23 protein-coding genes and 6 pseudogenes are annotated in these 22,744 nt (G+C 52.7%); 6 read left to right on the top strand and 23 right to left on the bottom strand.

Annotated elements, in window-relative coordinates; genetic code table 11:
• Window positions 1-11: 11 nt before the first annotated feature.
• Genes fliI through fliF form a run of 4 tightly spaced genes read right to left on the bottom strand, consistent with a single transcriptional unit; the run spans window position 12 to window position 4,719 of the window.
• Window positions 12-1,382, bottom strand: coding sequence for a flagellar protein export ATPase FliI (gene fliI, locus G163CM_RS03560; RefSeq protein WP_231826944.1), 1,371 nt, complete (start codon window positions 1,380-1,382; stop codon window positions 12-14).
• Window positions 1,382-2,077: a flagellar assembly protein FliH gene (gene fliH / locus G163CM_RS03565; RefSeq protein WP_231826945.1), complete on the bottom strand. Its 696-nt coding sequence runs from the start codon at window positions 2,075-2,077 to the stop codon at window positions 1,382-1,384. The genes fliI and fliH overlap by 1 nt, the downstream gene beginning before the upstream one ends.
• Window positions 2,070-3,065, bottom strand: a complete 996-nt coding sequence (gene fliG / locus G163CM_RS03570; RefSeq protein ID WP_231826946.1) for a flagellar motor switch protein FliG — start codon at window positions 3,063-3,065, stop codon at window positions 2,070-2,072. Before fliG ends, fliH begins: the two co-directional genes overlap by 8 nt.
• Entirely contained in the window at window positions 3,058-4,719 is a 1,662-nt protein-coding gene (gene fliF / locus G163CM_RS03575; RefSeq protein WP_231826947.1) for a flagellar basal-body MS-ring/collar protein FliF, read from the bottom strand. The genes fliG and fliF overlap by 8 nt, the downstream gene beginning before the upstream one ends.
• Before the next feature lie 213 nt (window positions 4,720-4,932).
• Between fliF and fliE the strand changes: the two genes are divergently transcribed.
• On the top strand, window positions 4,933-5,244 hold the full coding sequence (gene fliE / locus G163CM_RS03580; RefSeq protein ID WP_015963950.1) for a flagellar hook-basal body complex protein FliE: 312 nt from the start codon (window positions 4,933-4,935) through the stop codon (window positions 5,242-5,244).
• Between the two features lie 17 nt (window positions 5,245-5,261).
• On the opposite strand, the pseudogene G163CM_RS03585 reads toward fliE, so the two are convergent.
• The 11 genes and pseudogenes from G163CM_RS03585 to G163CM_RS03635 form a co-directional block, all read right to left on the bottom strand.
• A pseudogene (locus G163CM_RS03585) lies at window positions 5,262-6,565 on the bottom strand (tyrosine-type recombinase/integrase).
• A 45-nt stretch (window positions 6,566-6,610) separates the two neighbouring features.
• Window positions 6,611-6,856 (bottom strand): excisionase family protein, encoded by a 246-nt coding sequence (locus G163CM_RS03590; RefSeq protein WP_174561605.1) that lies wholly within the window; start codon window positions 6,854-6,856, stop codon window positions 6,611-6,613.
• Between the two features lie 68 nt (window positions 6,857-6,924).
• Complete coding sequence (locus G163CM_RS03595; protein WP_231826948.1) at window positions 6,925-7,458, bottom strand: hypothetical protein; 534 nt, start codon at window positions 7,456-7,458, stop codon at window positions 6,925-6,927.
• Between the two features lie 43 nt (window positions 7,459-7,501).
• Window positions 7,502-7,717, bottom strand: a complete 216-nt coding sequence (locus G163CM_RS03600) for a TraR/DksA family transcriptional regulator (RefSeq protein ID WP_231826949.1) — start codon at window positions 7,715-7,717, stop codon at window positions 7,502-7,504.
• A gap of 1 nt (window position 7,718) precedes the next feature.
• Window positions 7,719-7,943 (bottom strand): hypothetical protein, encoded by a 225-nt coding sequence (locus G163CM_RS03605; RefSeq protein WP_231826950.1) that lies wholly within the window; start codon window positions 7,941-7,943, stop codon window positions 7,719-7,721.
• Window positions 7,940-8,488, bottom strand: a pseudogene (locus tag G163CM_RS03610) (phage N-6-adenine-methyltransferase). Before G163CM_RS03610 ends, G163CM_RS03605 begins: the two are co-directional and overlap by 4 nt.
• A complete protein-coding gene (locus tag G163CM_RS03615; RefSeq protein ID WP_087905219.1) occupies window positions 8,485-8,643 on the bottom strand; it encodes a DUF1317 family protein in 159 nt (52 codons plus the stop codon). The pseudogene G163CM_RS03610 and the gene G163CM_RS03615 overlap by 4 nt, the downstream one beginning before the upstream one ends.
• The gene (locus tag G163CM_RS03620) at window positions 8,640-9,068 is read right to left on the bottom strand and encodes a regulator (RefSeq protein WP_231826951.1); all 429 of its coding nucleotides are present in this window, start codon (window positions 9,066-9,068) and stop codon (window positions 8,640-8,642) included. Before G163CM_RS03620 ends, G163CM_RS03615 begins: the two co-directional genes overlap by 4 nt.
• On the bottom strand, window positions 9,065-9,682 hold the full coding sequence (locus G163CM_RS03625; protein ID WP_231826952.1) for a lambda exonuclease family protein: 618 nt from the start codon (window positions 9,680-9,682) through the stop codon (window positions 9,065-9,067). The genes G163CM_RS03620 and G163CM_RS03625 overlap by 4 nt, the downstream gene beginning before the upstream one ends.
• Window positions 9,679-10,098 (bottom strand): annotated as a pseudogene (locus G163CM_RS03630) (recombinase RecT); the annotation flags it as partial. The gene G163CM_RS03625 and the pseudogene G163CM_RS03630, both read right to left, overlap by 4 nt.
• Before the next feature lie 73 nt (window positions 10,099-10,171).
• A pseudogene (locus G163CM_RS03635) lies at window positions 10,172-10,654 on the bottom strand (phage tail fiber protein); the annotation flags it as partial.
• 411 nt (window positions 10,655-11,065) lie between these two features.
• Between G163CM_RS03635 and G163CM_RS03640 the strand changes: the two are divergent.
• The 3 genes and pseudogenes from G163CM_RS03640 to G163CM_RS03650 all read left to right on the top strand — a co-directional run bounded on the left by G163CM_RS03640 (window position 11,066) and on the right by G163CM_RS03650 (window position 12,438).
• A pseudogene (locus G163CM_RS03640) lies at window positions 11,066-11,649 on the top strand (recombinase family protein).
• Between the two features lie 146 nt (window positions 11,650-11,795).
• Entirely contained in the window at window positions 11,796-12,035 is a 240-nt protein-coding gene (locus tag G163CM_RS03645; RefSeq protein ID WP_231826953.1) for a DNA polymerase V, read from the top strand.
• Between the two features lies 1 nt (window position 12,036).
• Window positions 12,037-12,438, top strand: coding sequence for a HumD family translesion DNA polymerase (locus tag G163CM_RS03650; RefSeq protein WP_231826954.1), 402 nt, complete (start codon window positions 12,037-12,039; stop codon window positions 12,436-12,438).
• A gap of 21 nt (window positions 12,439-12,459) precedes the next feature.
• Here the strand turns inward: G163CM_RS03650 and glpQ are convergent, their stop codons facing one another.
• From glpQ to yedE, 4 genes are all read right to left on the bottom strand, one after another.
• A complete protein-coding gene (glpQ, locus tag G163CM_RS03655) occupies window positions 12,460-13,503 on the bottom strand; it encodes a glycerophosphodiester phosphodiesterase (protein WP_231826955.1) in 1,044 nt (347 codons plus the stop codon).
• Window positions 13,504-13,761: 258 nt separating this feature from the next.
• The gene (locus G163CM_RS03660) at window positions 13,762-14,430 is read right to left on the bottom strand and encodes an SOS response-associated peptidase (RefSeq protein WP_231826956.1); all 669 of its coding nucleotides are present in this window, start codon (window positions 14,428-14,430) and stop codon (window positions 13,762-13,764) included.
• A gap of 287 nt (window positions 14,431-14,717) precedes the next feature.
• Complete coding sequence (gene yedF, locus G163CM_RS03665) at window positions 14,718-14,951, bottom strand: sulfurtransferase-like selenium metabolism protein YedF (protein ID WP_108475236.1); 234 nt, start codon at window positions 14,949-14,951, stop codon at window positions 14,718-14,720.
• Window positions 14,948-16,162 carry a selenium metabolism membrane protein YedE/FdhT gene (gene yedE / locus G163CM_RS03670; protein ID WP_231826957.1) on the bottom strand — a complete coding sequence of 405 codons (1,215 nt, stop codon included), beginning with the start codon at window positions 16,160-16,162 and terminating at the stop codon, window positions 14,948-14,950. Before yedE ends, yedF begins: the two co-directional genes overlap by 4 nt.
• 181 nt (window positions 16,163-16,343) lie before the next feature.
• Here yedE and yedD point away from each other — a divergent pair.
• A pseudogene (yedD, locus tag G163CM_RS03675) lies at window positions 16,344-16,754 on the top strand (lipoprotein YedD); the annotation flags it as partial.
• A gap of 106 nt (window positions 16,755-16,860) precedes the next feature.
• Here the strand turns inward: yedD and amyA are convergent.
• From amyA to fliD, 4 genes are all read right to left on the bottom strand, one after another.
• Window positions 16,861-18,348 carry an alpha-amylase gene (gene amyA / locus G163CM_RS03680; protein WP_015963954.1) on the bottom strand — a complete coding sequence of 496 codons (1,488 nt, stop codon included), beginning with the start codon at window positions 18,346-18,348 and terminating at the stop codon, window positions 16,861-16,863.
• Window positions 18,349-18,433: 85 nt separating this feature from the next.
• Window positions 18,434-18,808, bottom strand: a complete 375-nt coding sequence (gene fliT / locus G163CM_RS03685; RefSeq protein WP_231826958.1) for a flagella biosynthesis regulatory protein FliT — start codon at window positions 18,806-18,808, stop codon at window positions 18,434-18,436.
• The gene (fliS, locus tag G163CM_RS03690) at window positions 18,808-19,218 is read right to left on the bottom strand and encodes a flagellar export chaperone FliS (RefSeq protein WP_015963956.1); all 411 of its coding nucleotides are present in this window, start codon (window positions 19,216-19,218) and stop codon (window positions 18,808-18,810) included. Before fliS ends, fliT begins: the two co-directional genes overlap by 1 nt.
• Before the next feature lie 15 nt (window positions 19,219-19,233).
• Window positions 19,234-20,643 (bottom strand): flagellar filament capping protein FliD, encoded by a 1,410-nt coding sequence (fliD, locus tag G163CM_RS03695; RefSeq protein WP_231826959.1) that lies wholly within the window; start codon window positions 20,641-20,643, stop codon window positions 19,234-19,236.
• Window positions 20,644-20,890: 247 nt separating this feature from the next.
• On the opposite strand from fliD, the gene G163CM_RS03700 reads away from it, so the two are divergent.
• Window positions 20,891-22,603 (top strand): FliC/FljB family flagellin, encoded by a 1,713-nt coding sequence (locus G163CM_RS03700; RefSeq protein ID WP_231826960.1) that lies wholly within the window; start codon window positions 20,891-20,893, stop codon window positions 22,601-22,603.
• Window positions 22,604-22,744: the final 141 nt, after the last annotated feature.

A 22,744-nucleotide genomic window follows, 5' to 3' on the forward strand; every position in this document is an offset into this window, starting at 1 on the left:
CTCCTGCTTCATCAGGTTGACGGGAAAATTCGCTCAAGCCCCTGAAGAGAACTCTCCCAGTCGGCTTTTTCCAGAATGCCCTGCTGCAAAAATGCTTCCAGCTGCGGCCACAGGGCGATGGCGCGATCCAGCATCGGGTCGCTGCCTTTGGCGTAAGCGCCCACGCTTACCAGATCGCGGTTACGCTGGAAGCTGGAGAGCAGCTGTTTGAAATGACGTACGCGGGCGTAGTGCGGCTCGCTGATAAGCGCGGTCATGGCGCGGCTGATGGACGCTTCAATATCGATGGCCGGATAGTGCCCGGCCTCCGCCAGCCTGCGCGACAACACAATATGCCCGTCGAGAATGGCGCGCGCCGAATCGGCGATGGGATCCTGTTGATCGTCGCCTTCGGTCAGCACCGTATAAAATGCGGTCACTGAACCGCCGCCGCTGATGCCGTTCCCGGCACGTTCAACCAGTGCGGGCAGTTTGGCAAAAACGGAAGGCGGGTACCCTTTGGTGGCGGGCGGCTCGCCAATCGCCAGGGCGATTTCACGCTGCGCCATCGCGTAGCGGGTGAGGGAGTCCATAATCAGCAGTACGTGCAGGCCGCGATCGCGGAAATCTTCCGCCACGCGGGTGGCATAGGCCGCACCCTGCATACGCAGCAGCGGCGACACATCCGCCGGTGCGGCGATCACCACCGAACGGGCCCGGCCTTCGCTACCGAGAATGTTCTCGATAAAATCTTTCACTTCGCGTCCGCGCTCGCCAATCAGGCCAACCACAATCACATCCGCCTGGGTGTAGCGCGCCATCATCCCCAGCAGCACGCTTTTACCGACGCCGGATCCGGCAAACAGCCCCATACGCTGCCCGCGACCGACGGTGAGCAGGGCGTTGATGGGCCGCACGCCGGTATCCAGCACATGTTCAATCGGCGTGCGCTGGAGCGGGTTAAACGGTGGTGTAATGAGCGCGCCGGTTTCGGTGGTCTCCGGCGCGGGCAGACCATCGAGCGGTTTGCCGCTGCCGTCAAGCACGCGCCCCAGCAGCGCCGGGCCGAGCGGTAATTGTTTGCCGCTTTGTAACCCGTCGCCGGAGGCATTACGCGCATAGACGCGCGCGCCGGGCAAAATACCTTCCACTTCTTCCAGCGGCATCAGAAACAGGCGATGACCATTGAAGCCCACCACTTCGCTTTCCACTTCCTGCGTTTCTGCGCCAAGCTGGCGCTCGATAATGCAGGTCGCACCGAGCGGCAGTTGCAGACCGGTGGCTTCCAGCACCAGCCCGGTTGCACGGGTCAGGCGTCCATAGCGACGTACGGCGGGAAGCTGGGCGATGCGCGCTTCGACGTTATCCAGCGTTGTCAGCCAGCGAGTGAGACGCGCGGTCATCAGCAGGCTCCCGGCGCGGCAAGACGGCAGAGTTCCTGCCAGCGGGTGGCGACGCTCGCATCAAGGTCACCCTCATCGGCGCTGACTTTACAGCCACCAGGATGTAACGTCGGATCGCCGCGCAGTCGCCAGCCGTGCAGGCTTAAGGTGGCACCCAGAACCGCTTCTACGCGAGGAAGATCGCCAGGGTTTACGCGCAGCTGCGGCTTGCCGCTAAACAACGGTTCCTGTTGCAGTAACGCCTGAATCTGTTTAATCAATGCAGAACTGTCGATGGACGTGGTCTCGCCGATAATTTGTCGGGCGGCTTCCAGCGCCATCTGCATTAAACGTGAGGCGATAACGCTATCCATCGCATCCAGCGTATGCTGGAACTCGCTGACCAGTTGCTGCATGCGGGCATGGAGCGGGGCTTGCTCTTGTTGCGCCTGCATCTGGCCTTGTTCAAGCCCTTGCGCCAGTCCGTCCTGATACCCCTGCTGCTGCCCGGCGGCGCGGCCTTCCTGCAACCCCGCCTGATAGCCCTGTTCATGGGCCTGGATCTGAATTTGTGCCAGTTGCTGCTGTCGCAACGCTTCTTCGGAAAGCGTCACCGTTTCCGCGTCGGGTTCCTGCTCAGGGATGAATATCGCCTCCTCTGAGGGCGGGGCGAGATCGTCCGGCTGCCAGACTTTCCACGGCGTGGTATCAGACATAGGTGTCGTCTCCGCTGCCAATCACCATCTCGCCGGTTTCCGCCAGACGACGCACAATCAGCAGAATCGCTTTCTGCTCGTTTTCCACCTGCGACAGCCGCACCGGGCCACGATTGGCGAGGTCGTCGCGCAGAATATCGGCGGCACGCTGAGACATATTGCGCAGGAACTTCTCTCGCAACGGCGGTTCGGAACCTTTGAGCGCGATAAGTAGCGATTCGGAGTCCACTTCCTGCAACAGGCGCTGAATGCTGCGATCGTCCACCTCGACCAGATTTTCGAACAGGAACATCTCGTCGATAATTTTTTGCGCCAGCTCGCCGTCGAATTCGCGCACGGCGGTGATAACCGCTTCTTCCTGTTGGGTTTTCATCAGGTTAATAATTTCAGCCGCCGTTCTTACGCCGCCCATTTTGCTGCGCTTAAGGTTCTGACCATCAAGCAGACCGTTAAGCACTTCGGTCAGCTCCGCCAGTGCCGCAGGCTGCACCCCGCCGAAGGTGGCGATACGCAGCATCACATCGTGACGCAGACGCTCGTCGAACAGCGCCAGAATATCGGCGGCCTGCGCGCGCTTGAGGTGGACCAGGATGGTGGCGATGATTTGCGGATGCTCGTCGCGAATGATATCGGCGGCGCTCTGCGGCTCCATAAAGTTGAGCGTCTCGATGCCGCTGGCGGTTTCGCGGGTCTCGAGAATATCCTCCAGCAGGCTGGCGGCACGCTCTTCGCCCAGCGCTTTCACCAGCACCGAGCGCAGATATTCGTTGGCGTTGACGCTCAGTGCGGCGTACTGCTCGGCTTCCTGCTCAAACTCCGCCAGCACTTCGGTAAGCTGTTTATTGGAGATCTGCTTCACATTGGCCATCGCGGTACTCAACTGTTGTACTTCACGGGCCGACAGGTGCTTAAACACCTCGGCGGCGCGATCTTCGCCAATGGTCATCAGCAGAATGACGCTTTTATCTACACCGCTTAATTTACTCATGATCGTTATTCATCCACTGGCGGATGACCAGCGCGACAACGCGCGGATCGTTATCAGACATATCGCGAATACGCTGGCTCATCACTTCCGCCCCCATTCGCTGGTTGGCGCGACGCTGCTGGAGTTGCTCATCTTTGCTGAGATGCACTTCCACCGCGTCCTGCGTTTCCTGGATAACGCGCGCCTGCTCGGCGGCGACCTGCGTCTCCTGCTGACGGCGCATTAACTGTGGACGCACGGCTTTGCGCCACAGCAGCCAGGCTACCAATAGCACCAGTAACCAGCGGCCCAGCGACATCAACTGATCGATAAACGACTGCTGTTGCCAGAATGGCAGTTCTCCGCCGGTTTCTTCCGACTGGGTGAACGGCGAGTTGACCACGTTGAGGGTATCGCCACGCTGGCTGGAAAAGCCCATTGCTTCGCGGGTGAGATCGTCGATTTGCTTCATTTGCTCGGCGCTGAGCGCCTGGGTTTTGCCATCCGCCAGCGCGCGATAGTTCACCACCACCGCCACGGAAAGGCGCTGGATGTCGCCCACGTTGCGTTTGGTATGGCGAATGGTGCGATCCACTTCGTAGTTACTGGTTTCGTTACGCTGCGTGTTTCGCGGCCCGCCGCTGCTCTGAGTGGTGGTGGTGCGGCTAGTGTTATTGGCGGGCGGTGTTGTAATCGGAGCTGACGGCGCGGGCGCAGGGGAGTTTGACAGCGCGCCTGGCACGCCGCCCGGATACGGGCTGCCGATTTGCTCGCTCTCGTTCACCTGACGTGAACGCAGCACGGCCTGGCTGGCGTCGCCGTTCGGGCGATACTGCTCTTCGGTTTGCTCTTTATTATCAAAATCGATCTGCGCGGTGACCTGTGCGTGCACGTTACTGTTGCCCACGATGGGCCCCAGAATGGCTTCGATGCGCCGCTGCACGCGGCTTTCAACGTCGGCGGCGTACTTCAGCTGCGCGTCGTTCAGGTCACGGGCATTGGTATTGGATTGCGTGAGCAGATGCCCGCTTTGATCGACCAGCGTAACGTTGCCTGGCGGCAGCCCGGCGACGGAACTGGATACCAGATGCACCACCGCGGAAATTTGTCCTTCGTCGAGCGCGCGACCCGGTTCAAGATTGACGGTCACCGAGGCGGAAGGGGATTTTTGTTCACGCACGAACAGCGACGGTTTGGGCATCGCTAAATGGACGCGGGCACTCTTCACCGGCCCCAGGGTTTCGATGGTGCGTGACAGCTCGCCCTCCAGCGCGCGCTGATAGTTCACCTGTTCGCTGAACTGGCTGATGCCGAACTTCTCTTGATCGAGCAATTCAAAACCGACCGCGCCACCTTTTGGCAAACCGGCCTGCGCCAGACGCAGGCGAAGTTCATGCACTTTATCCGCAGGAACTTCGATTGCGCCGCCGTTATCCGCGAAGCGGTAGGGGACGTTCATCTGCGTTAACTGACTGACAATAGCGCCGCCGTCCTGATCGGACAGGTTGCTAAACAGCTTGCGGTAGTCCGGGCTTTTCGCCCACAGCACCAGCGCAACAACGATAGCCACCGCGGCGGCGCTGGCCACCATCAAGGGAATTTTCGGGTTTGCGCGCAGGCGACTGACCCACTCCAGCGTTTTAGTTTGCGGCGTAGTCGTGGCGTTCGCGCTCATTGCGCACCTCTTAAATCCTGAAAGATGGCGTTAAATGTGTACAAAAACAAAGCAGACTCCCGGGCGACGAACACAAAATGACAGCGCTGCCATTATTTGCTGCCTTGAGATTTTCTATGGTCCAAATAACCCGTTTTTTTGCCGCTAATTAACGCCTTTATCTTATTGACAAGATGCTAATCTCTGCTCCATTAACATTTTCAGGGGTGGGTTATGGCAATTCAGGGTATTGAGGGCGTGCTGTCACAGTTACAAATGACGGCCAATGTGGCGCGGAATCAGCAGGTGGATACGCAGTCAACCGTGAGCTTCGCCGGGCAACTGAGCGCCGCGCTGGATCGCATCAGCGATACGCAAAACGCCGCACGCACCCAGGCGGAGAACTTTACCCTTGGCGTACCCGGCGTGGCGCTGAATGATGTTATGACCGATCTGCAAAAATCATCCGTGTCGTTACAGATGGGCATTCAGGTGAGGAATAAAATGGTGAGTGCGTATCAGGAAGTGATGGGTATGCAGGTGTAGGTTATCTAACCTTATGATTATAATTGTTTTATCACATCCGATCCCACTGCGTGGGGCATGGATGGGGCAAACTCACTTAATTTCTGGTTCAGAATGAGTACCTGGTCCTGATTGTTTTCCGCCATCCAGGATCCGTAAACACGATAAACCATCTGCGCGTCGGTGTGGCCCATTTGCTTCGCTATGAAGTTCGGGTTGGCACCGGCAGCTAACGACCAGCATGCATATGTGTGGCGTGACTGGTATGCTTTGCGATAGCGAATCCCGGCGCGTCGCATTGCAGCTTCCCATGACTGATTAATCGACCCCACAGCGTAATGATGCCCGGCACGGCTATTACGAGTCGCTATCTGTGGATTGAAGACGAAAGTGCATGGATGCATTTCTGAACGCCCAAACTCTCGCAGCATGACTTCCACCTGATATTGCTTACCCAGTCGCGTCATCTCGGCCTGATTCCGCAATACGTCAATCGCTGGCTGAATCAGGTTGATGATGCGGTCCGTTCCGGCCTCTGTCTTGGGAAGGGTAAACTCCTTCGTCAGAGTGTGGTTACGGCGGATCATAATCGTTCCCGCTTTCAGGTCGATATCTTCCCATGCCAGTGACACAAGCTCGCCGTGACGAACACCGGTATACACTGCCAGTGACCACATGTTTTTCAGTTGCTGATGCCGGCACGCATTTATCAATCTGACAAACTCATCACGGGTGAGTGGATCCGGTTCGCTTCGTGACTTCTTCAACAGAGAAATACCTGCAAACGGATTGGCCTTGATGTACCCGCTATCCGCAGCGAACTGAAACATGCCTGCCGTCGTTTTCATGTAATTGTTCACTGTTGGAACAGAACGACCTTTTACCGGTTTTGTCTGCCCGCGCTTCAGTACATGATAACCAGTTAGCAAATCCTTCCTGATAAACAACAGGTCTTCTTGTGTAACAGCAGAGGCCAATCTGTCACCGCCAATTCTCGGCACCATGTTTCTGATGATGGAAGTGTAACGTCCCATCGCATTGGTGCTGATCTCCAGCCGTTTCAAATCCAGCCATTTCCCCGCCAGATCAGCCACTGATATCTCTTTACTTTCGGCACCAAAGCGCCGGAGGTTAGGGGAATCAGGAAACTGGGTTGCATAGTTGAAATTGCCAGTCTTGATGGCGAAACAAACCGCCGCGCTTAATTCGCCAGCCATCTTCTGTTTTTTGGTACATCTGGCACGCCAAGGCTTTCCCTGACCCGGATGCCTTTATAAATGAACCATATGCGTAGTGTTCCGCCATGATTCTCAACGCCTGTTGGGTATGCTGACTTAGCCATTGTTCCCTCCTAACGTCCAAGAGCCTGGTAAGCATAACCCGTTCATCAGGATTGAGCACCTGGCTGTTTAGACGCTTGCTGTTCGATCCAGTGATTTATGGCCTCTGTGTTATACATGCACTGGCTGTTAGGGTTGGGCTCACCTTCAGGTGAAACATGCAAATATTCACGGCCAAGGAACCATGAGCTCTTTCGTGCACGCTCTATGGTCCCGGATCTGAGGCCCGTAATCTCGGTGAGTTTCTTTTCGGTTACCCATTTATTTGGCGTCAGTTGGATAATGTCGCTCATAGTTTTCTCCAGGCAAAAAGAAACCCGCTCGGTGGCGGGTTTAATATTAAGATATTTTGATTGAGTGCTTAGTTAATTTTTAATTCGCGCTTGGCTTCTGCGACTAAATTACTGAGCAACTTTTCCGAGAGAGTGAGATCCTTTTCTGACGCTTCATAACTTTCTAAAGCATCCTCATACCAATCATCCATCACTTTCTTTCTCGCATTAACATAAACATCGAGCAAGCTTTTAACTTTGCTTGTTAATGTGAAGTCAGCTAACTGAGCTATCCTTTCAAGTTCTTGAAGATCAAGCCAATACTCAGTTCGTAACTTCTCTTCAATCTCTTTCGGATGTGGTTTGAACCGAGACTCACCAGGTTCCATTTGCGCATATTCGCAACGGAGGAAGTAGTCATTGCTCATCTTAATCCGATACGCAATATTGATAATTTCTGTGAACGCTTCCAATCGTTTTTCCCACCACTTCTCTTTGTAAAACTTATTCAAAGCAAACTTGGTAGAGAAATATGCTGCTAGCGCAGCTACAAGTAATGGAACAACAAATTTTGATAGAACATCCGTTAAATCCAGCGTTGTTTGCACAGGAATGGCGGTCATTTCATATCCTTAAATCACCAAAACTGTACTCATCATAACTTGATCATCGAATATGTTTAAGCGCATGTTCTTTTCTTTCCTGGCATTCCGCGCACGTCTGGCAGCCGGGAACGGCTGTGCGCCGCGGAGCAGGGATATCCTCTCCGCATGCTTCGCAGAACTCAGCAGACACGAGATTACCGGTACGGCGATGCTTACTGAGTGCGAAGTTACGTTGTAACTCTTCGATTTCTGCTGCTGAATCAATAATGTCCGCCATATCAGTACTCCTTGAATTGCTTGTTCATCACACCGATAGTCCATGTGAAGAGAGTGAATGGAATGCCCAGGGCTTTAAGCTTCTCGAAATGCTTCTTGAGCAGTGGGCGACTTACCGCGTCGAATTTCGGCTTTGGCTTCTGATTCATTGCGGCTTTGAGTTCTTCGTTACAGCGCCGGGCGGAAAAGATAAGGGCGTTACGCTGTTCCTGAGTTTTTGGCATCATGCGGCCTCCCGTCGAGCCAGTAGTTTGTTGCCGAAGGCCATTAAGTGGTCACGCTCAACCGTTGTGAACAGGCAGTGTGTACGCGGGTACGGCTTCCAGATGATGAGCATCGACCCTTTGTTGTTTCCGCTGACTGGCTTACCGGTGCCGGGTTAATAAATGCCAGCCGTCTGGCGGTGATGAAGCGAACCTGACTGGGGTCTGGATTGACTCCTTGAACCAGCCTACCGATGTGTCTGCTGGAACCAGCATGACCGTGCCGATCTGATTGGCGCTTTCGGCTGCGGCCTTTTTAACGAATGGTGTGATATCGCTATATGGTGGATTCAGCCAGACGTAACCCGGCACAGTCAGGTAATCAACCCATGGCGTTTCAAGCGTGTTCTGCTCGGCGGTGATGAACTTCCTGCAAAGTGCATTATGCGGCGCTGCGGCGGCATCCATTGGAAGCAGAACTCAGCATCAAGCGAAGCGAAGAGGGATGGCGGAGTGCGCCAGAGGTCACGTTGATCCGCTGGCGTGTTGCTGCCGGTGTAATCAGTCATGCTACCTCCTGACGATTGGAATACTCCTCAGCCAGGCGCTGTGCCTTGATTGGGTTACAGACAATTTCTCCCCACGGCATCAGCCATCCGTTCTTGCCGACGATGAATGGCAGTCGCACAGCGTAAACAACAATGTCATCGTGAGCATGTTTCATAAAACAGCCTCGAATTCGTCAATGTAGAGATTGGCCTTTATCAACCTGCTGCGGCGTGCGGCTTTATCCAGGCATTCCTGATGAACCTTTTTAGATGCATGGAGAACGGCGCCGCGAGTGCAAAGACGCGTCTTTCCTTGTGGGACAACTACTTTGGCCGGGGTTACTAAGTTGAATTGCCTATCGACAATTCCTGATTCAGTAACCCAGGTAGGAGAAGCCTCAAGACGGGCAACTTTGCCGGTTCCACGTGTAAGGTTCTTTGCCGAGCGGTTAAACTCGATGAGCGTTACGCCAAAAGAGGCGGCTATCTCAGAACCGGTTACAGGGTGTCCGCGCGTCTGAATCATCCAGATAACGCGTTCACGGAGGCCGGAGAATTGCCCGGTGCGCCCGGGCCTGCGGTAGAAGGGAGTGCGTTTCATGCTGCACGCTCTGCGATTTTCTGAATTTCCGATTCCAGATCCGCAAGGAAGGTCTTAACTTCAGATTCGATTTCGCTCGCCAGTGCTTCATCGAAATGAATGCGCTTCTTCAAATAGGCCAGATCAGGCGGCAGGCGATCATCGAAACTAACGAAATCACACCATTTCCGCCCGGTACACATCATCTGTGCATGCATTTGCAGCATGTACTGGCGCTTTGGCTCGCCAGTTTTCAAGGTTTCAAGATGGGGCCAGGTGTTGGGGCATTTGATTTCGATAAGCCCGTCGTCGTTAACAAGTCCATCCGGACTGGCTGCGAATCCGGGTATGGCTGGGTGATCGATGAGTCCTACTTCAGTGATATCCGCATCGAACTCATTTAGTGCGTACATTTCGCGCGCCACTGGCTCCAGTTCAGTGCCGCGCATCATCGCTGCATTCGAGAACCCTTCCTCCAGCTTCCCGGTCAGCCGTTGGCAAATCAGCTCGGCCATGTAGTTCTGGCGGCTGGCGGAGTAGCCCGACTTGGTTCGGGCCATGACATCAGCCAGGCGGCTGGCTGTGACTTTGCCGCAGCGCGCGGCAAACCATTCAGGCGTACGCTGTTCCATCATTCAGCCTCCGTCTCTGCGGCATTGACAGTTTCTGCGTTGTCGATAGCAAGACTCATGTCATACATGCGGCGCTTCTCAACTGCGCCGATCACCTGTTTCTCTTCGGCGTTTAACGCCACCCAGAACTCCTGATACTTAATAGTTCCCTGGCGCGCGGCAGACTCACCTTTTGCGATCAGATCCGGGCGACGGCTATCTGATTCATGGCCCGCATGAACTTCTGCCGTTGTTCCTTCAACGGCTCGCTCGGCTTCGTCCTGGTCGAAGATGCCAGCGAAACCAAAGGCCAGGCGCGCGCACTGGATAAGCGTCTTGTGGCGAAGCATGCGGGTAGGGTGGGACTGCCAGGGTTGAGTATTGCGTTTACACTCGCCCATGTACTCGGTGAAGATGGTCGGGTGTTTACGGTCTTTGCGTAAATCGAGCCCATCGACGTTCCGCCAAATAGCTGGATCGATGTCCGCCTTGATATGCCTGAAGACTCCATTTTTAATCAGAAATCACTTCGCATTCCTCAGGTATAGCTTTCTGTTTCTGACTCCAGATGCTGCTCTCAGGCATTTCAACTCGCACGCTAACGAACTGGTCTTTCGGAATATCGATAGGTTCACCATCGGTGAGACCAGTTATTTCGTTACGGGCGAACGTTGGCGCTGCCGGGTGCGTTCGGTGATATGTTTTTACCAAAATTGAACCATCGGCATTAACTTCATAATCGAGCCAAACTAGTGGCTGCTTGTTGCGGTCTGTAGGAATATCAAAGCCGCCGTCTATGCCTCCCCACGCGGCGTCAGCATTAAGGCCAGTGCATCCCTCAATCAGATATTCTCCAGTTCCCAGGCGTGTAACGATACAACCTTCTGATTCATCATTTAATTCATATGAGCCATCAGCAAATATTTGTATTATCGGAGACGCCGCTTTCAGCGTTCCATCGGAGGCTTTAGTTGTATTTCTGTTATTATAAAAAATAGTCCAACCTGTAACTTCACCAGATGCATTATAAAAACGAGTGCCTAAATGCACGGCAGAACCTGAATAAAACCAGTCTATAAGAAACTTATGCTCCCATCCATATTGAGACAAAATAGCCCAGTGCTGGCCCGTAATGCCATACCATTTGAAGCATTTAATCCAATAGCAGAGTCACCAATAGGTAACAAATTAAAATTACTACCGAAATCGGATACTTGATTACTGACTAGCATCGGTGTGGCTTTCATAAAAGCGGCATGGAGGTTGTTGGCCATCACGACATTATCTCCAGAATCCCCAATATCTTTCGTAGCGCTACTTCCTAAACCGACATTTTATAGGTTGCCGTTCTGAATGATGATCGATACCGTCGCAATATTTTTGGAAGAAAAAAGGTGGCGAAAAAATATGCAAATTGGCTATGTGAGGGTGTCAACAAATGACCAAAACACAGACCTTCAAAGAAATGCTTTAGAACGAGCAGGATGTGAGCAGATATTTGAAGAAAAAATGAGCGGAACGGTCGCTAACCGACCTGCACTGAAAAAGCTACTCCGAACCCTCAACGAGGGTGATACCTTGGTGGTGTGAAAACTTGACCGCTTGGGGCGGAGCATGCGGAACCTGGTATTGCTGGTAGACGAACTACGCCAGCGCGGGATTCACTTTAAGAGCCTAACAGACAGCATTGATACTTCTAGCCCGATGGGGCGGTTTATCTTCCACATAATGTCTGCGCTGGCTGAAATGGAACGTGAATTAATTGTCGAGCGTACCCGGGCAGGTTTGGCTGCTGCGAGAGCGAAGGGCGTATCGGCGGGCGGCGTCCAAAATTAACCCCTGAACAATGGGCACAAGCCGGACGTTTGATTGAGAATGGTGTCGACCGCAAGCAGGTTGCGATTATCTATGACGTTGCGGTTTGTACCCTTTACAAAAAATTTCCTGCCTGTAAACCGATTAAGTTTTGTGCGGTTGAGCAAGGCGAGTGAAAATTTCCAAAAGTCATATCCGTATGCTCATTATAAACTTACACACCGTGTGCTGAGAGTTTGGCTATAATCCGCGCTTCTCAGGTCTTGCAGCTAACCGGAGATACAATTACTGTATATAAAAACAGTATTTGTATGGTGACTACATGCCGCGTCGTTCAGATATCGTGATCGCCTTCAGGGCCTCTATTGTGAATGAAAGTTCAGGACGCAGGATTGTCAAAACCGCTGATTTTGTTCAGGAACTACTAAAGGTCAACTGGGACCTAAGCATGGAAGAGGCGAACCTTTGGATAGCAAGGTATACGACCTGCTTCAAAGTCATCACTCCCGATCACGGCGAGAACAAGACGTGGTTCATGTACAACCCGAACGGAGGCCTTTGATATGGCATTTGCATCCCCGGCCAAGGTCTATGTAGAGCGCGGAATCTCACTAGATGCTGAGCTGATCAGCCATCCATCTGCAACCTACTATGTCAGGTCTGATGTGGCTATTTTGCGGGCCGGCATTAAGCAAGGTGCACTGCTTGTCGTGGACTCAGCAGTAAATCCATGTGACGGTTCGATCGTTCTCTGTTCCATTGATGGGCAGTTCGTTATGAGGTATTACCGCATGTTCCCAGACTTACATCTGGAGAACATGGAGACAGGCCGGAAGGAGAAGGCGCGCGGACTCGACGACGGAAGTGCACTCGATGTTTTTGGCGTGGTGACGTATATCATAAACGATGCGCGCACCGGAGAATTCGACGATAACCCTGCTATTTCATTTATAAAGCCCACTTGAATGGGCTTTATAAAAGAAGTGTTATTTACTCCCCTTTAAGAAGTTCACTGCTTTGTCCGGGAAATCTGTGAATAGCCCATCGACCTTTTCATTTTCATATAACAACTGATACAGTTGGTCTACTGTTTGCACGTATACAGGAAGGCGATCAGATAAAATTGAATAAGGTATAACCTGTAATTGATTAGCATGTGCGATAGAAGCTAGTCCTGTGGATGTTACTGGTTTGCCTTTACTGTTATTCAACAACATACGATAATCTGGAGAAATTGCATCTGCATATTGCGAAATGGTTTTTATACCTGCTGGCTCAAACATCCAGTCGTAATTATAATTTACCCATTTCCCGTTAACCTTCTCTTGTGTCTCATTCCAGTTCGTGTATGCAATGAGTTGAACAAGTTTAACATTCACACCAAGGCTTGGGCCTAATGTCGTTTTTATTCTTTTTATTTCATTGAAGTCAAAGCATTGCAAATATACATTGTCATTTTTCGATGTATATCCGTATTTTTTAAGGACGGAGAGTACTTTAGTTGTAATATCTTTCCCTTCTTTAAGATGGAACCAAGGAGCCTTAATTTCAGGGAAAATTCCAATGTTCTTGCCAGTTGAAAAGTTTAAACCCTGAATGAATTCAATTTCCTCTTCGAAAGTATGCATATGGAATTCTGATTTAAAAATTGGGAATCTATCTTTGAATCCCGGTGTAGGTTTTCCATCAACATAACGAAACCAGTTTGTCACTTTTAAAGATTTGATTTCAGCCAGTGTGAAATCTATAGCATAGAAATGACCATCCTTTCTTACTCTTTCAGGGAAGCGGGTGGCTACATCAGTCACGTTATCTAAGACAAGACCATGAAGAACCAAGAGTTGATCATCTTTTGTCATTACTAAATCTTGTTCTAGATAATCTGCGCCTTGCCCAAAAGCAAGAGCCTTTGCCTCCAATGTATGCTCTGGGAGATAGCCGCTAGCACCGCGATGAGCTACAACAAACTGGCTAGTTGCATAAGTTGATAAACTTATAGATAAAAGAAGCGCCAAAACTATAAATTTCATTAATTATTCTCAGTTACCAATCGTAATTCAATATACTGAATAAAAATCATGTAATAATCAAGCAGCATCTTATTCAGGTTGGTAATTTATTGTGAAGGTGGTACGGTTTGATGAAGGGAAGCGTAACAGCTAAGGTTTGTGACACTTTCGTTGGATGTGTATTGCTCAAGCATAATTTATGTGAGCTTCGTTATGACTATCATTGTCATATAGTATTAAATATAACAATGTGATAAATTCGGTTGTTAATTAATTTAATCAGACGGGCTCGATTAACTTCGGGCCCTGATTCTTCACATTGCCAACAGCGCGTGACACTGCGTGCCAGATAAATGCATCTGCTGGCACCGAACCGTCAGCAACAATCTCCTCTGCTTCTTTTCCACCTACATCCTGCCTCATCCATTCGCGCGCTGCCTCCGGGGACAGCACCAGCGGCCTGCGATCGTGGATATCGACCAGACCTTTGTCTGCTGCCGCCGTGACTATCAGAAAACCTTCTGCCTCATCTCCTCGCTCGAACGGTGTACTGCCTATCGCAGCCATGAATATCGGCTTACCGTCGGCCCTATGAATGAAGTACGGCTGCTTCCTGTCGTCTTCCTTCCTCCATTCGAACCAGCCATCAGCGAAGACTATCGCCCGGCCATGTTGCCAGAGCGGTTTGAACATCCGACTGGTGGCCGCTGTTTCGACGCGTGCGTTTATCAGAGGCGGATTATCCCACCATCCTGGAGCATAGCCCCAGTAAACTGGATCGAGGTGTAGTTGTTCGTCTCGTTCGCTCAGCAGCAAAACTTTAGTACCTGGCGCCACGTTGTACCGGCCAATCGGTTCCGGGTCGAACGGGATGTCACGTTCGGCTTCTTCGGCGATTAACGCCAGGTAATCTTCACGGGTCATTGATTGAGAGAAACGTCCGCACATGGATACCTCCAGTAGTCGAACTGAAAGTATAGAAGAGGATGAGTGCTGAAAGAGAATGGGGCATGGATGGGGCATAAATGGAGGGGGATTCTTGGGGGAACTTGGGTAGGGATGGTTTTGAACGACGCCAACCAACTGTTATGTAATGCGCTCTTGGACGATCTTTGTCGTTTATGAAAAATACATGCTCATGTGATGGGGATGCAGGTGTAACGAATCTGCCCGGTGGCGCTGCGCTTACCGGGCCTACGTGTATTCGCAGGCCAGATAAGGCAACGCCGTCTGAATTACTTCTGAATCAAATAGCGAATCGTTGGCCCATCCTGCTGGATATCCAGCACGGTGTAGCCGTAGTTGCGGGCGTCCAGCGGGATGTTGTTGATCGACTGCGGGCAGTCGCTGACCACTTCCAGAATTTCGCCTTTTTTCAGCTGCGGCATCGCTTCAAGCGTGGCGACTGCCGGGTACGGGCATGGCTCGCCGACCATATCCAGGCGGTAATCAGGCACGATATCTTTCATGCTGTCTCCTTCGCCGTGACAACGGCAGACTGATTTTTGCGTTTAAAGAAGTGTTTTTCCCAGCCGATGATTAGCATCAGCGCGGCAAACAACAGAAGGTAAGTCACCAGCAGGCCGCCCGTCGGGCCGAAGGTGTTAAGCAGGTTAACTTTATCCCAGTTGGTTGCCAGTGCCGGGGAGATATCATCCCAGTAGTAGGCCAGAATGGTTGAACCAATGACGTTGCCAATGCCCACCCACCAGAAATGCACCTGGCCTTCCACCGCGCGATACATCCAGCCGGTTTCGCAACCGCCTGCGAGCACAATACCAAAGCCGAAAAGCAGGCCGCCGATCACCGCATTCGGGCCCGCCCACATGATTTTGGCTTCTGCGCCTAACTGAACATAACCGAAAATACCGATGGCGCTGGCCGCCATACCAAAGATGATCGCTTTTGCCATATGGGTGCGCCCTGTGATCCACATATCGCGGAAGGCCGAGGTAAAGCAGATTTGCGCGCGTTCAATCAGCAGACCAAAGCCGACGCCGAAGAGCATCGCCAGGCCGAGTTTAGGTTTATCGATGGCGGTAAACAGCCCCCAGCCAACGATGCCGATAAACACCAGCATGCCCAGACGGAAGCGGCGACGCGCCTGGTCCGGTTTTTGGGTTAACGGCGATGCGGCAGAGACTTTCTGCATTTTTACCGGAATGCGGAACAGCGGCAGCAGGGTGAAGCGCGCGCCGAACCAGGAACCGATCGCGGTTGCCACGGCGAAGAACCAGGCGTGCAGCGAGAACTGAGGGATCCCGGTGAAGAATGCCGCCAGGTTACAGCCCATCGCCAGTCGCGCGCCGAAACCGGCAATCGCACCGCCGATGATGGCCTGCAGGATACGCACGCGGCTGCGCGGCATGCGCAGTTTGACGTTATTGGCCCACAGCGCAGCGGCAAAGCAGCCGCCGAACATGCCGATAATCATCATGCCATCGATGCGGGTCAGCGGGGTGCCGTCGAGGTGAATCAGTTTGTAGTATCCCCACTCTTCAGCGTGAACGCCTGCCAGTTGCAGCAGTTGCCCACCCCAGCGGGTGAATTCGCCAGTCACCGCCCAGAAGGTGCCGGTAATGCCAAAATAATAGGTGGAGAGAATACCGGCCGCGATAACTGCCGGGGCAGGGGCCCAGAATTTGATCAGGTACGCCTGTTTGAAGTGTTGCCAGGTCATGGTGTTAGCCTCTGAACTCAGAAGGATCGAAAGAGCGGGAATTCTACGCTGCAATATTCATCTTGCTAATGCTTTTTGCGTAAAACCTCGTACAGATCAATTTCAGACAAGGGGCGTGAAAGGGTGGCGGGCTTAAGGCTATAATGTCACAATATTTTTTTCTCCGTGTGCAGGATGAATCATGAAAAAATTAGCAATGGTTGCCGCGCTGATGACGCTGGCAGGCTGCGTGCAGGTCGAGAACTATAAAGATGTGGTGAAAGCGCCCGCGCCAGAAGGGCTGGTCGGTTACTGGCAAACTAAAGGGCCGCAGCGTTCGCTGGTGAGCCCGGAAGCCATCGGCAGTTTAATCGTCACCCGCGATGGCGATACGCTGGATTGTCGTCAGTGGCAGCGTACGATTGCCGTGCCGGGCAAACTGATGCTGCGTGGGGATGATCTGTATAACGTAACCGAAAAACGCGATGTCTATTCCGTCGATCGTGAAAACGGTACGCTGGAATATGATGGCATGACGTTACAACGCGTCGATCGCCCAACCATCGAGTGTATCGCTGCGCTGGAGAAAAAACCGCTGGCGAGCGCGTTACCGACAGAATTGCCAGCCACGCAGCCGGAAACACAATCCAGCAGCGTGCCGGCGGATATCGTTCCCATCAAATAAGCATTCTCCCGGCGGTCGTCCCGCCGGGTCTGTTTTACAGCACATCCTCCAGTACCCATACGCTCACGCTTCCACCCTTACAGGTGAAGGTTGCGCTGCCCGCCTCGTCGGTCTCAACAATTTCTTCCCGGTTATTGAGGAAATCCTTCCAGCGTTTGTTGCCGTAATTTTCGCCAAGCGTAATGGTTTTTTCGCCATCGTCGCCGTTAGACAGGACCACCACGCACCCCGGCGCGTCGTCAGTGCCGCTGCGGCTGAAGGCGATGCAGTTGGGATGATCGAACCACAGGGTTTGTACGCCGTGGGCGAAACGCTGGCGCGCGTCGATTAGCTCATGCAGTTGTTCAATGACCGGCATATCGATGGTGTAGGTTTCGCCATCGCCGCCGGTATCTTCGTAGTGCGCGCCGAAAAGATCGGGATAAAAGACCGAAGGCACGCCGTTCTCCCGCAGCAGGATCAGCGCATAGGCCAGCGGTTTAAACCAGGCTTCAACCGGCGCTTCCAGTGCCTGAAGCGGTTGGGTATCGTGGTTGGCGACCAGCGTTACCGCGTGGAACGGATCGGCTTCCACCAGCGTGCCGGTGAAAATCTGGCTCATGTCGTAATCCGCGCCCATGCGTGAGGCTTCATGAAAATGCATCTGCAATGGCGCATCGAACAGCATCGTCTGGCCGTCGACCTGATCGATATACTGTTGCAGTTTGTCCACTTCATGCGACCAGTACTCGGCCACAATAAAGAGCGGTTTGGGCGCCACTTCCTGGACGTGCTCAATCCACTCTTTATAGAACCAGGCCGGAATATGTTTTACCGCGTCGAGACGGAAACCGTCGCAGTGGGTTTGATCCATCACCCAGCGCGCCCAGTATTTGATCTCTTCAGTGACTGCGTGATTACGAAAATCGATATTTTCGCCCATCAGGTAGTCAAAGTTACCCATCTCATCATCAACCTGATCGTTCCAGCCTTCGCCGGTATAGTCGTTGACGATTTTGAAAATACCGTCTTCATTCGGGTCCTCAATATGATCGATCCCGCTGAAGCATTTATAATCCCAGATAAATTTTGAATATTGCCCTGCGCGAACAGGGAAGGTGTAGCGCGTCCAGGCTTCACACTCCACAATCTCTTCATCGATCTGCGTGCGATCGTCCTGATTAACCCGCTGCACGCGAATGCGCTCTTTCTCATCCGCCCCCATTTTGTGGTTGACCACCACGTCCAGCAGTACGGCGATATCGTGCTTTTTAAGGGCATCGATAGCTGCCAGTAGCTGGCCCTTGTCACCATATTTAGTGGCAACGCTGCCTTTTTGATCAAACTCGCCTAAATCGAACAGATCGTAGCTGTCATAGCCCACAGAATAGCCGCCTGACGCGCCTTTATAGGCGGGCGGCAGCCAGATCATATTGATACCGATTTCATTCAGATTCGGCGCAAGCGCCTCAACTTCGGGCCATAACTCGCCGCCCGTGGGGTAATACCAATGAAAGCACTGCAAGAGGGTGGGGTTGCGCATACCTGTTCTCCGTGAAAGGCGACACAAGTACTATAAGTGGGAAATGCGCGCGGCGCGAGATTTGCGCAATTTCACGCCGCGAAGGTTAATGGCTGGTGTCGTTACTGCTTTGTGGCACCAGAACATGTCCCCCCTGGTTACCATACGTTGTCAGTACCGATTTTTGCATGGAAGACTGCCCAACGAGCGTGGCCAGCTCATCCATCCGCAGCTGTAAGCGGCGTTTCACTTCAGACTCGTTATCCAGCACGGCGCGCAATAGCGGGCGAAGCTGGTCCTGAATGGCGCTCGATGGCGGATTCTGCTGGGTGAGCTCCGCGACCTGATGCACCGCACGCACGTACTCCATCTCGCTGGCGATCAATTCATCCCACAAACCCTCTGTGGCAAGGCGGAGCATTATTTTGCTTTTCTCAACCAACTGCTGCCAGGCAATATACAAGTGCGGTGCGTGGTTCATTAGACGGCGTCCTGAATCAAGTTAGGCGTAAGTAACGACTCCTTCCAGGCGTCTGCAATATTGCGCAGCAAGCCTTCCACTTCCTCAACGGCGGCAACATCGTTGTGCAGATTAGCCTGCAACAGGCGTCGTACCATGTAGCTGTACAGCGACACGAGATTCAGGGTGAGTTCATCACGGCTGTTCTCATCGAGCCCCACTTTCAGGCCGTTTTCGATAATGTTGATGGCCTTCGACAGCGAGAGACCTTTTCCTTCCAGCTGATTGTCCTGCATAAACAGGCGAGCGCGAACCAGCGCGCTGAGCGCCCCGTCAAACAGCATGGTCACCAGCTGCGACTGACTGGCGCTCATGACTGCGCTCTCTACTCCGATTTGTGCGTAGGCCTGCGTGCCTTTTGCGCCGTACATGTCGTCTCCTGCTAATTATTTAGAGTTGCTGCTGGACGTATCGAACTGCTGCGTCAGATAGCTGCTGGTCGAGTTCAGGGAGTTCATCAGCACGTCCAGTTGGGTGAACTGCGCTTTGTAGCGCGCCATCATCGTGTCGATACGATCGCTGGCGGCGTTGTACTGATCCGTCAGATTATTCAGGGTTTTACTGACGCCATCTTTCGCCGCCTGGATAATCCCGGTGGTAGAGAGCCAACTGGTCAGGTTGTTGCCGATGGTCGTGGTGACGCCGGTATTTTTGCCGTCGCCGATAAACATATCGCCCACGCCGGAGGCATCTTTTTTCAGCGCCGCCTGCAGTTTGTCGGTCGACAGTTCGAGCTTGCCGGTGCTGGCGTCGGTGGTGATGCCAATCTGCGACAACGTTTTGTAATCGGAACTACTGTGGGTATTACCCAGCAGGGTTTTCAGCTGCGTTTGAATCGTGCGCAGCGTGGAGTCGCCCAGTAGCGCGCCGTTGCTGGTATCCTGACTGTCGGCGCCTGCATCCACGGCGGTATATTTGGTCAGGCTGCTGAAGGTGTCCTGCAACGCGTTATAGGCATCCACCCACGCTTTAATCGCGCTTTCCGCTTTCGAGGTGTCTTTGGTGATGGTCAGCGTCTGGTTGCCGGTGGTGACATCATTCAGGTTGAGGGTGATATCTTCCAGCGCATCGCTGATAGTGTTGCTGCTGTTTTCAATCGCAACGTTGTTGACCGTCAGTTTGGCGTTCTGTGCGGTGACGCTCTCTTCCATGCCGTTGCTGGACGCGGCGGGGTCATAGCCCATAAAGCTTTGCAGGGCGCTATCACCGCTCACGCTCAGGGTCATCGCATTGTCGCTGCCCGTATCGTTCGAGGTGACCGACAGACGATACTGACCGTTGCCGACGTTGATAATACTGGCGCTGACGCCTGCTTTGGCATTGTTGATGGCATCGCGGATACCGGTCAGCGAGGAGTTGGCCGCGCTGATATCAATGGTTACCGGATCTTTTCCGCCGCCCTGCTGGATAGTCAGCACGCTGTCGCTGCTGGCAATGGCGGTTTTGGTGTCGGTCTGGCTGTTTTTGGTGGTCAGCGTTTGCGCCTGCGCCAACTGTGTGATGCTGATGGTGTATTTCCCGGCAATCGCGCTTCCGGTGGTGGTGGCGCTGAACGCGGTGCTGCTGCTGGTGGTTGAGGTGGCGGTAAACAGGTCGGCTTTATTCAGCGCAGTGTTGGCGGTCTGGAAGGTTTCCAGCGCACTTTTTAATGTGCCGTAGGCGCTTAGCTTCGCGGTATATGAACTCTGCTGCGTTGAAATTGGCGTCAGCGTCGATTTTTGCGCCGCTTCAAGACTGTCCAGAATGCCGCTCAGATCCAAACCCGACCCGACGCCCAGCGTTGAAATACTTGCCATTATGAATTCCTTAATCGTGTGACACGTAGAACGAATACCGGGGTTATCGGCGGGATTGGCACAAAGTTTACGATTAATTTTGCTTATTTAATGGCGAGAATAGGGCGGTGTGAGGAGAGTATTTCGACGGCTAGAAAATAATTCTAAAGGTTGTGAGTGACCAGACGATAACAGGTTTGACGGCGACGAAGCCGAAGGGTGGAAGCCCAATACCTAAACCGTAGACTTGAAAACAGGAAAAGAAATCATGGCACAAGTCATTAACACCAACAGCCTCTCGCTGATCACTCAGAACAACATCAACAAAAACCAGTCTGCTCTGTCGACGTCTATCGAGCGTCTGTCTTCCGGTCTGCGTATTAACAGCGCAAAGGATGATGCAGCGGGCCAGGCCATTGCTAACCGTTTCACCGCTAATATCAAAGGCCTGACTCAGGCTGCACGTAACGCCAACGACGGTATTTCTCTGGCGCAGACCACGGAAGGCGCGTTGTCTGAGATTAACAACAACTTGCAGCGTATCCGTGAACTGACCGTTCAGGCGTCTACCGGTACTAACTCTGATTCTGACCTGAACTCCATTCAGGACGAAATTAAATCTCGTCTGGATGAAATTGACCGCGTATCTGGGCAGACCCAGTTCAACGGCGTGAACGTGCTGTCCAAAGACGGTTCAATGAAAATTCAGGTTGGCGCAAATGATGGTGAAACCATCACCATCGATCTGAAAAAAATCGATTCTTCTACATTGAAGCTGACCAGCTTCAATGTTAACGGTAAAGGCGCTGTTGATAATGCGAAAGCCACTGAAGCAGATCTGACTGCTGCGGGCTTCTCCCAAGGTGCAGTCGTCAGTGGCAACAGCACCTGGACTAAATCTACTGTTACTACCTTTAATGCAGCAACAGCTACCGACGTGCTGGCTAGCGTTAGCGGCGGCAGCACTATTAGCGGTTATACCGGTACAAACAATGGCTTAGGCGTAGCGGCTTCTACTGCATATACCTACAACGCAACCAGCAAGTCTTATTCATTTGACGCAACCGCACTTACCAATGGCGATGGTACTGGGGCCACCACTAAAGTTGCTGATGTGCTGAAAGCATATGCAGCAAACGGTGATAACACGGCTCAGATCTCCATCGGCGGAAGCGCTCAGGACGTTAAAATTGCCAGCGATGGCACCCTGACTGACGTCAATGGCGATGCTTTATATATTGGTTCTGACGGCAATCTGACTAAAAACCAGGCCGGCGGCCCAGATGCGGCAACGTTGGACGGTATTTTCAACGGTGCGAATGGTAATGCAGCAGTTGATGCGAAGATTACCTTCGGAAGCGGCATGACCGTTGACTTCACCCAGGCTACCAACAATGTGGATATTAAGGGCGCGACGATATCCGCAGAAGATATGGACACTGCGTTAACCGGGCAGGCTTATACCGTAGCTAATGGCGCAAAGTCTTATGACGTTGCCGCTGGTGGTGCAGTAACCGCTACTACAGGTGGCGCTACCGTAAATGTTGATGCTGATGGTGAACTGACGACTGCGACCAACAAGACTGTCACAGAAACTTATCACGAATTTGCTAACGGCAATATTCTGGATGATGACGGCGCGGCTCTGTACAAAGCGGCTGACGGTTCTCTGACCACTGAAGCTACAGGTAAATCTGAAGCGACCACGGATCCGCTGAAGGCGCTGGACGATGCTATCGCATCTGTAGACAAATTCCGCTCCTCCCTCGGTGCCGTTCAAAACCGTCTGGATTCTGCGGTCACCAACCTGAACAACACCACCACTAACCTGTCTGAAGCGCAGTCCCGTATTCAGGATGCCGACTATGCGACCGAAGTGTCCAACATGTCGAAAGCGCAGATCATTCAGCAGGCCGGTAACTCCGTGCTGGCGAAAGCCAACCAGGTACCGCAGCAGGTTCTGTCTCTGCTGCAGGGCTAATCGCCTGAATGCCTCGCAAACCCCGCTCCGGCGGGGTTTTTCACGTTTCCTCTTCCCCGACTGCGCAAATAACCCCTCATTTCACCCACTATTCCCTCAATTAAAAATTATGCAGAAACGGATAATTATGCCGATAACTTA

Origin of the sequence: Pseudocitrobacter corydidari (genome assembly GCF_021172065.1) — a bacterium.
Taxonomy (GTDB): Bacteria; Pseudomonadota; Gammaproteobacteria; order Enterobacterales; family Enterobacteriaceae; genus Pseudocitrobacter; species Pseudocitrobacter corydidari.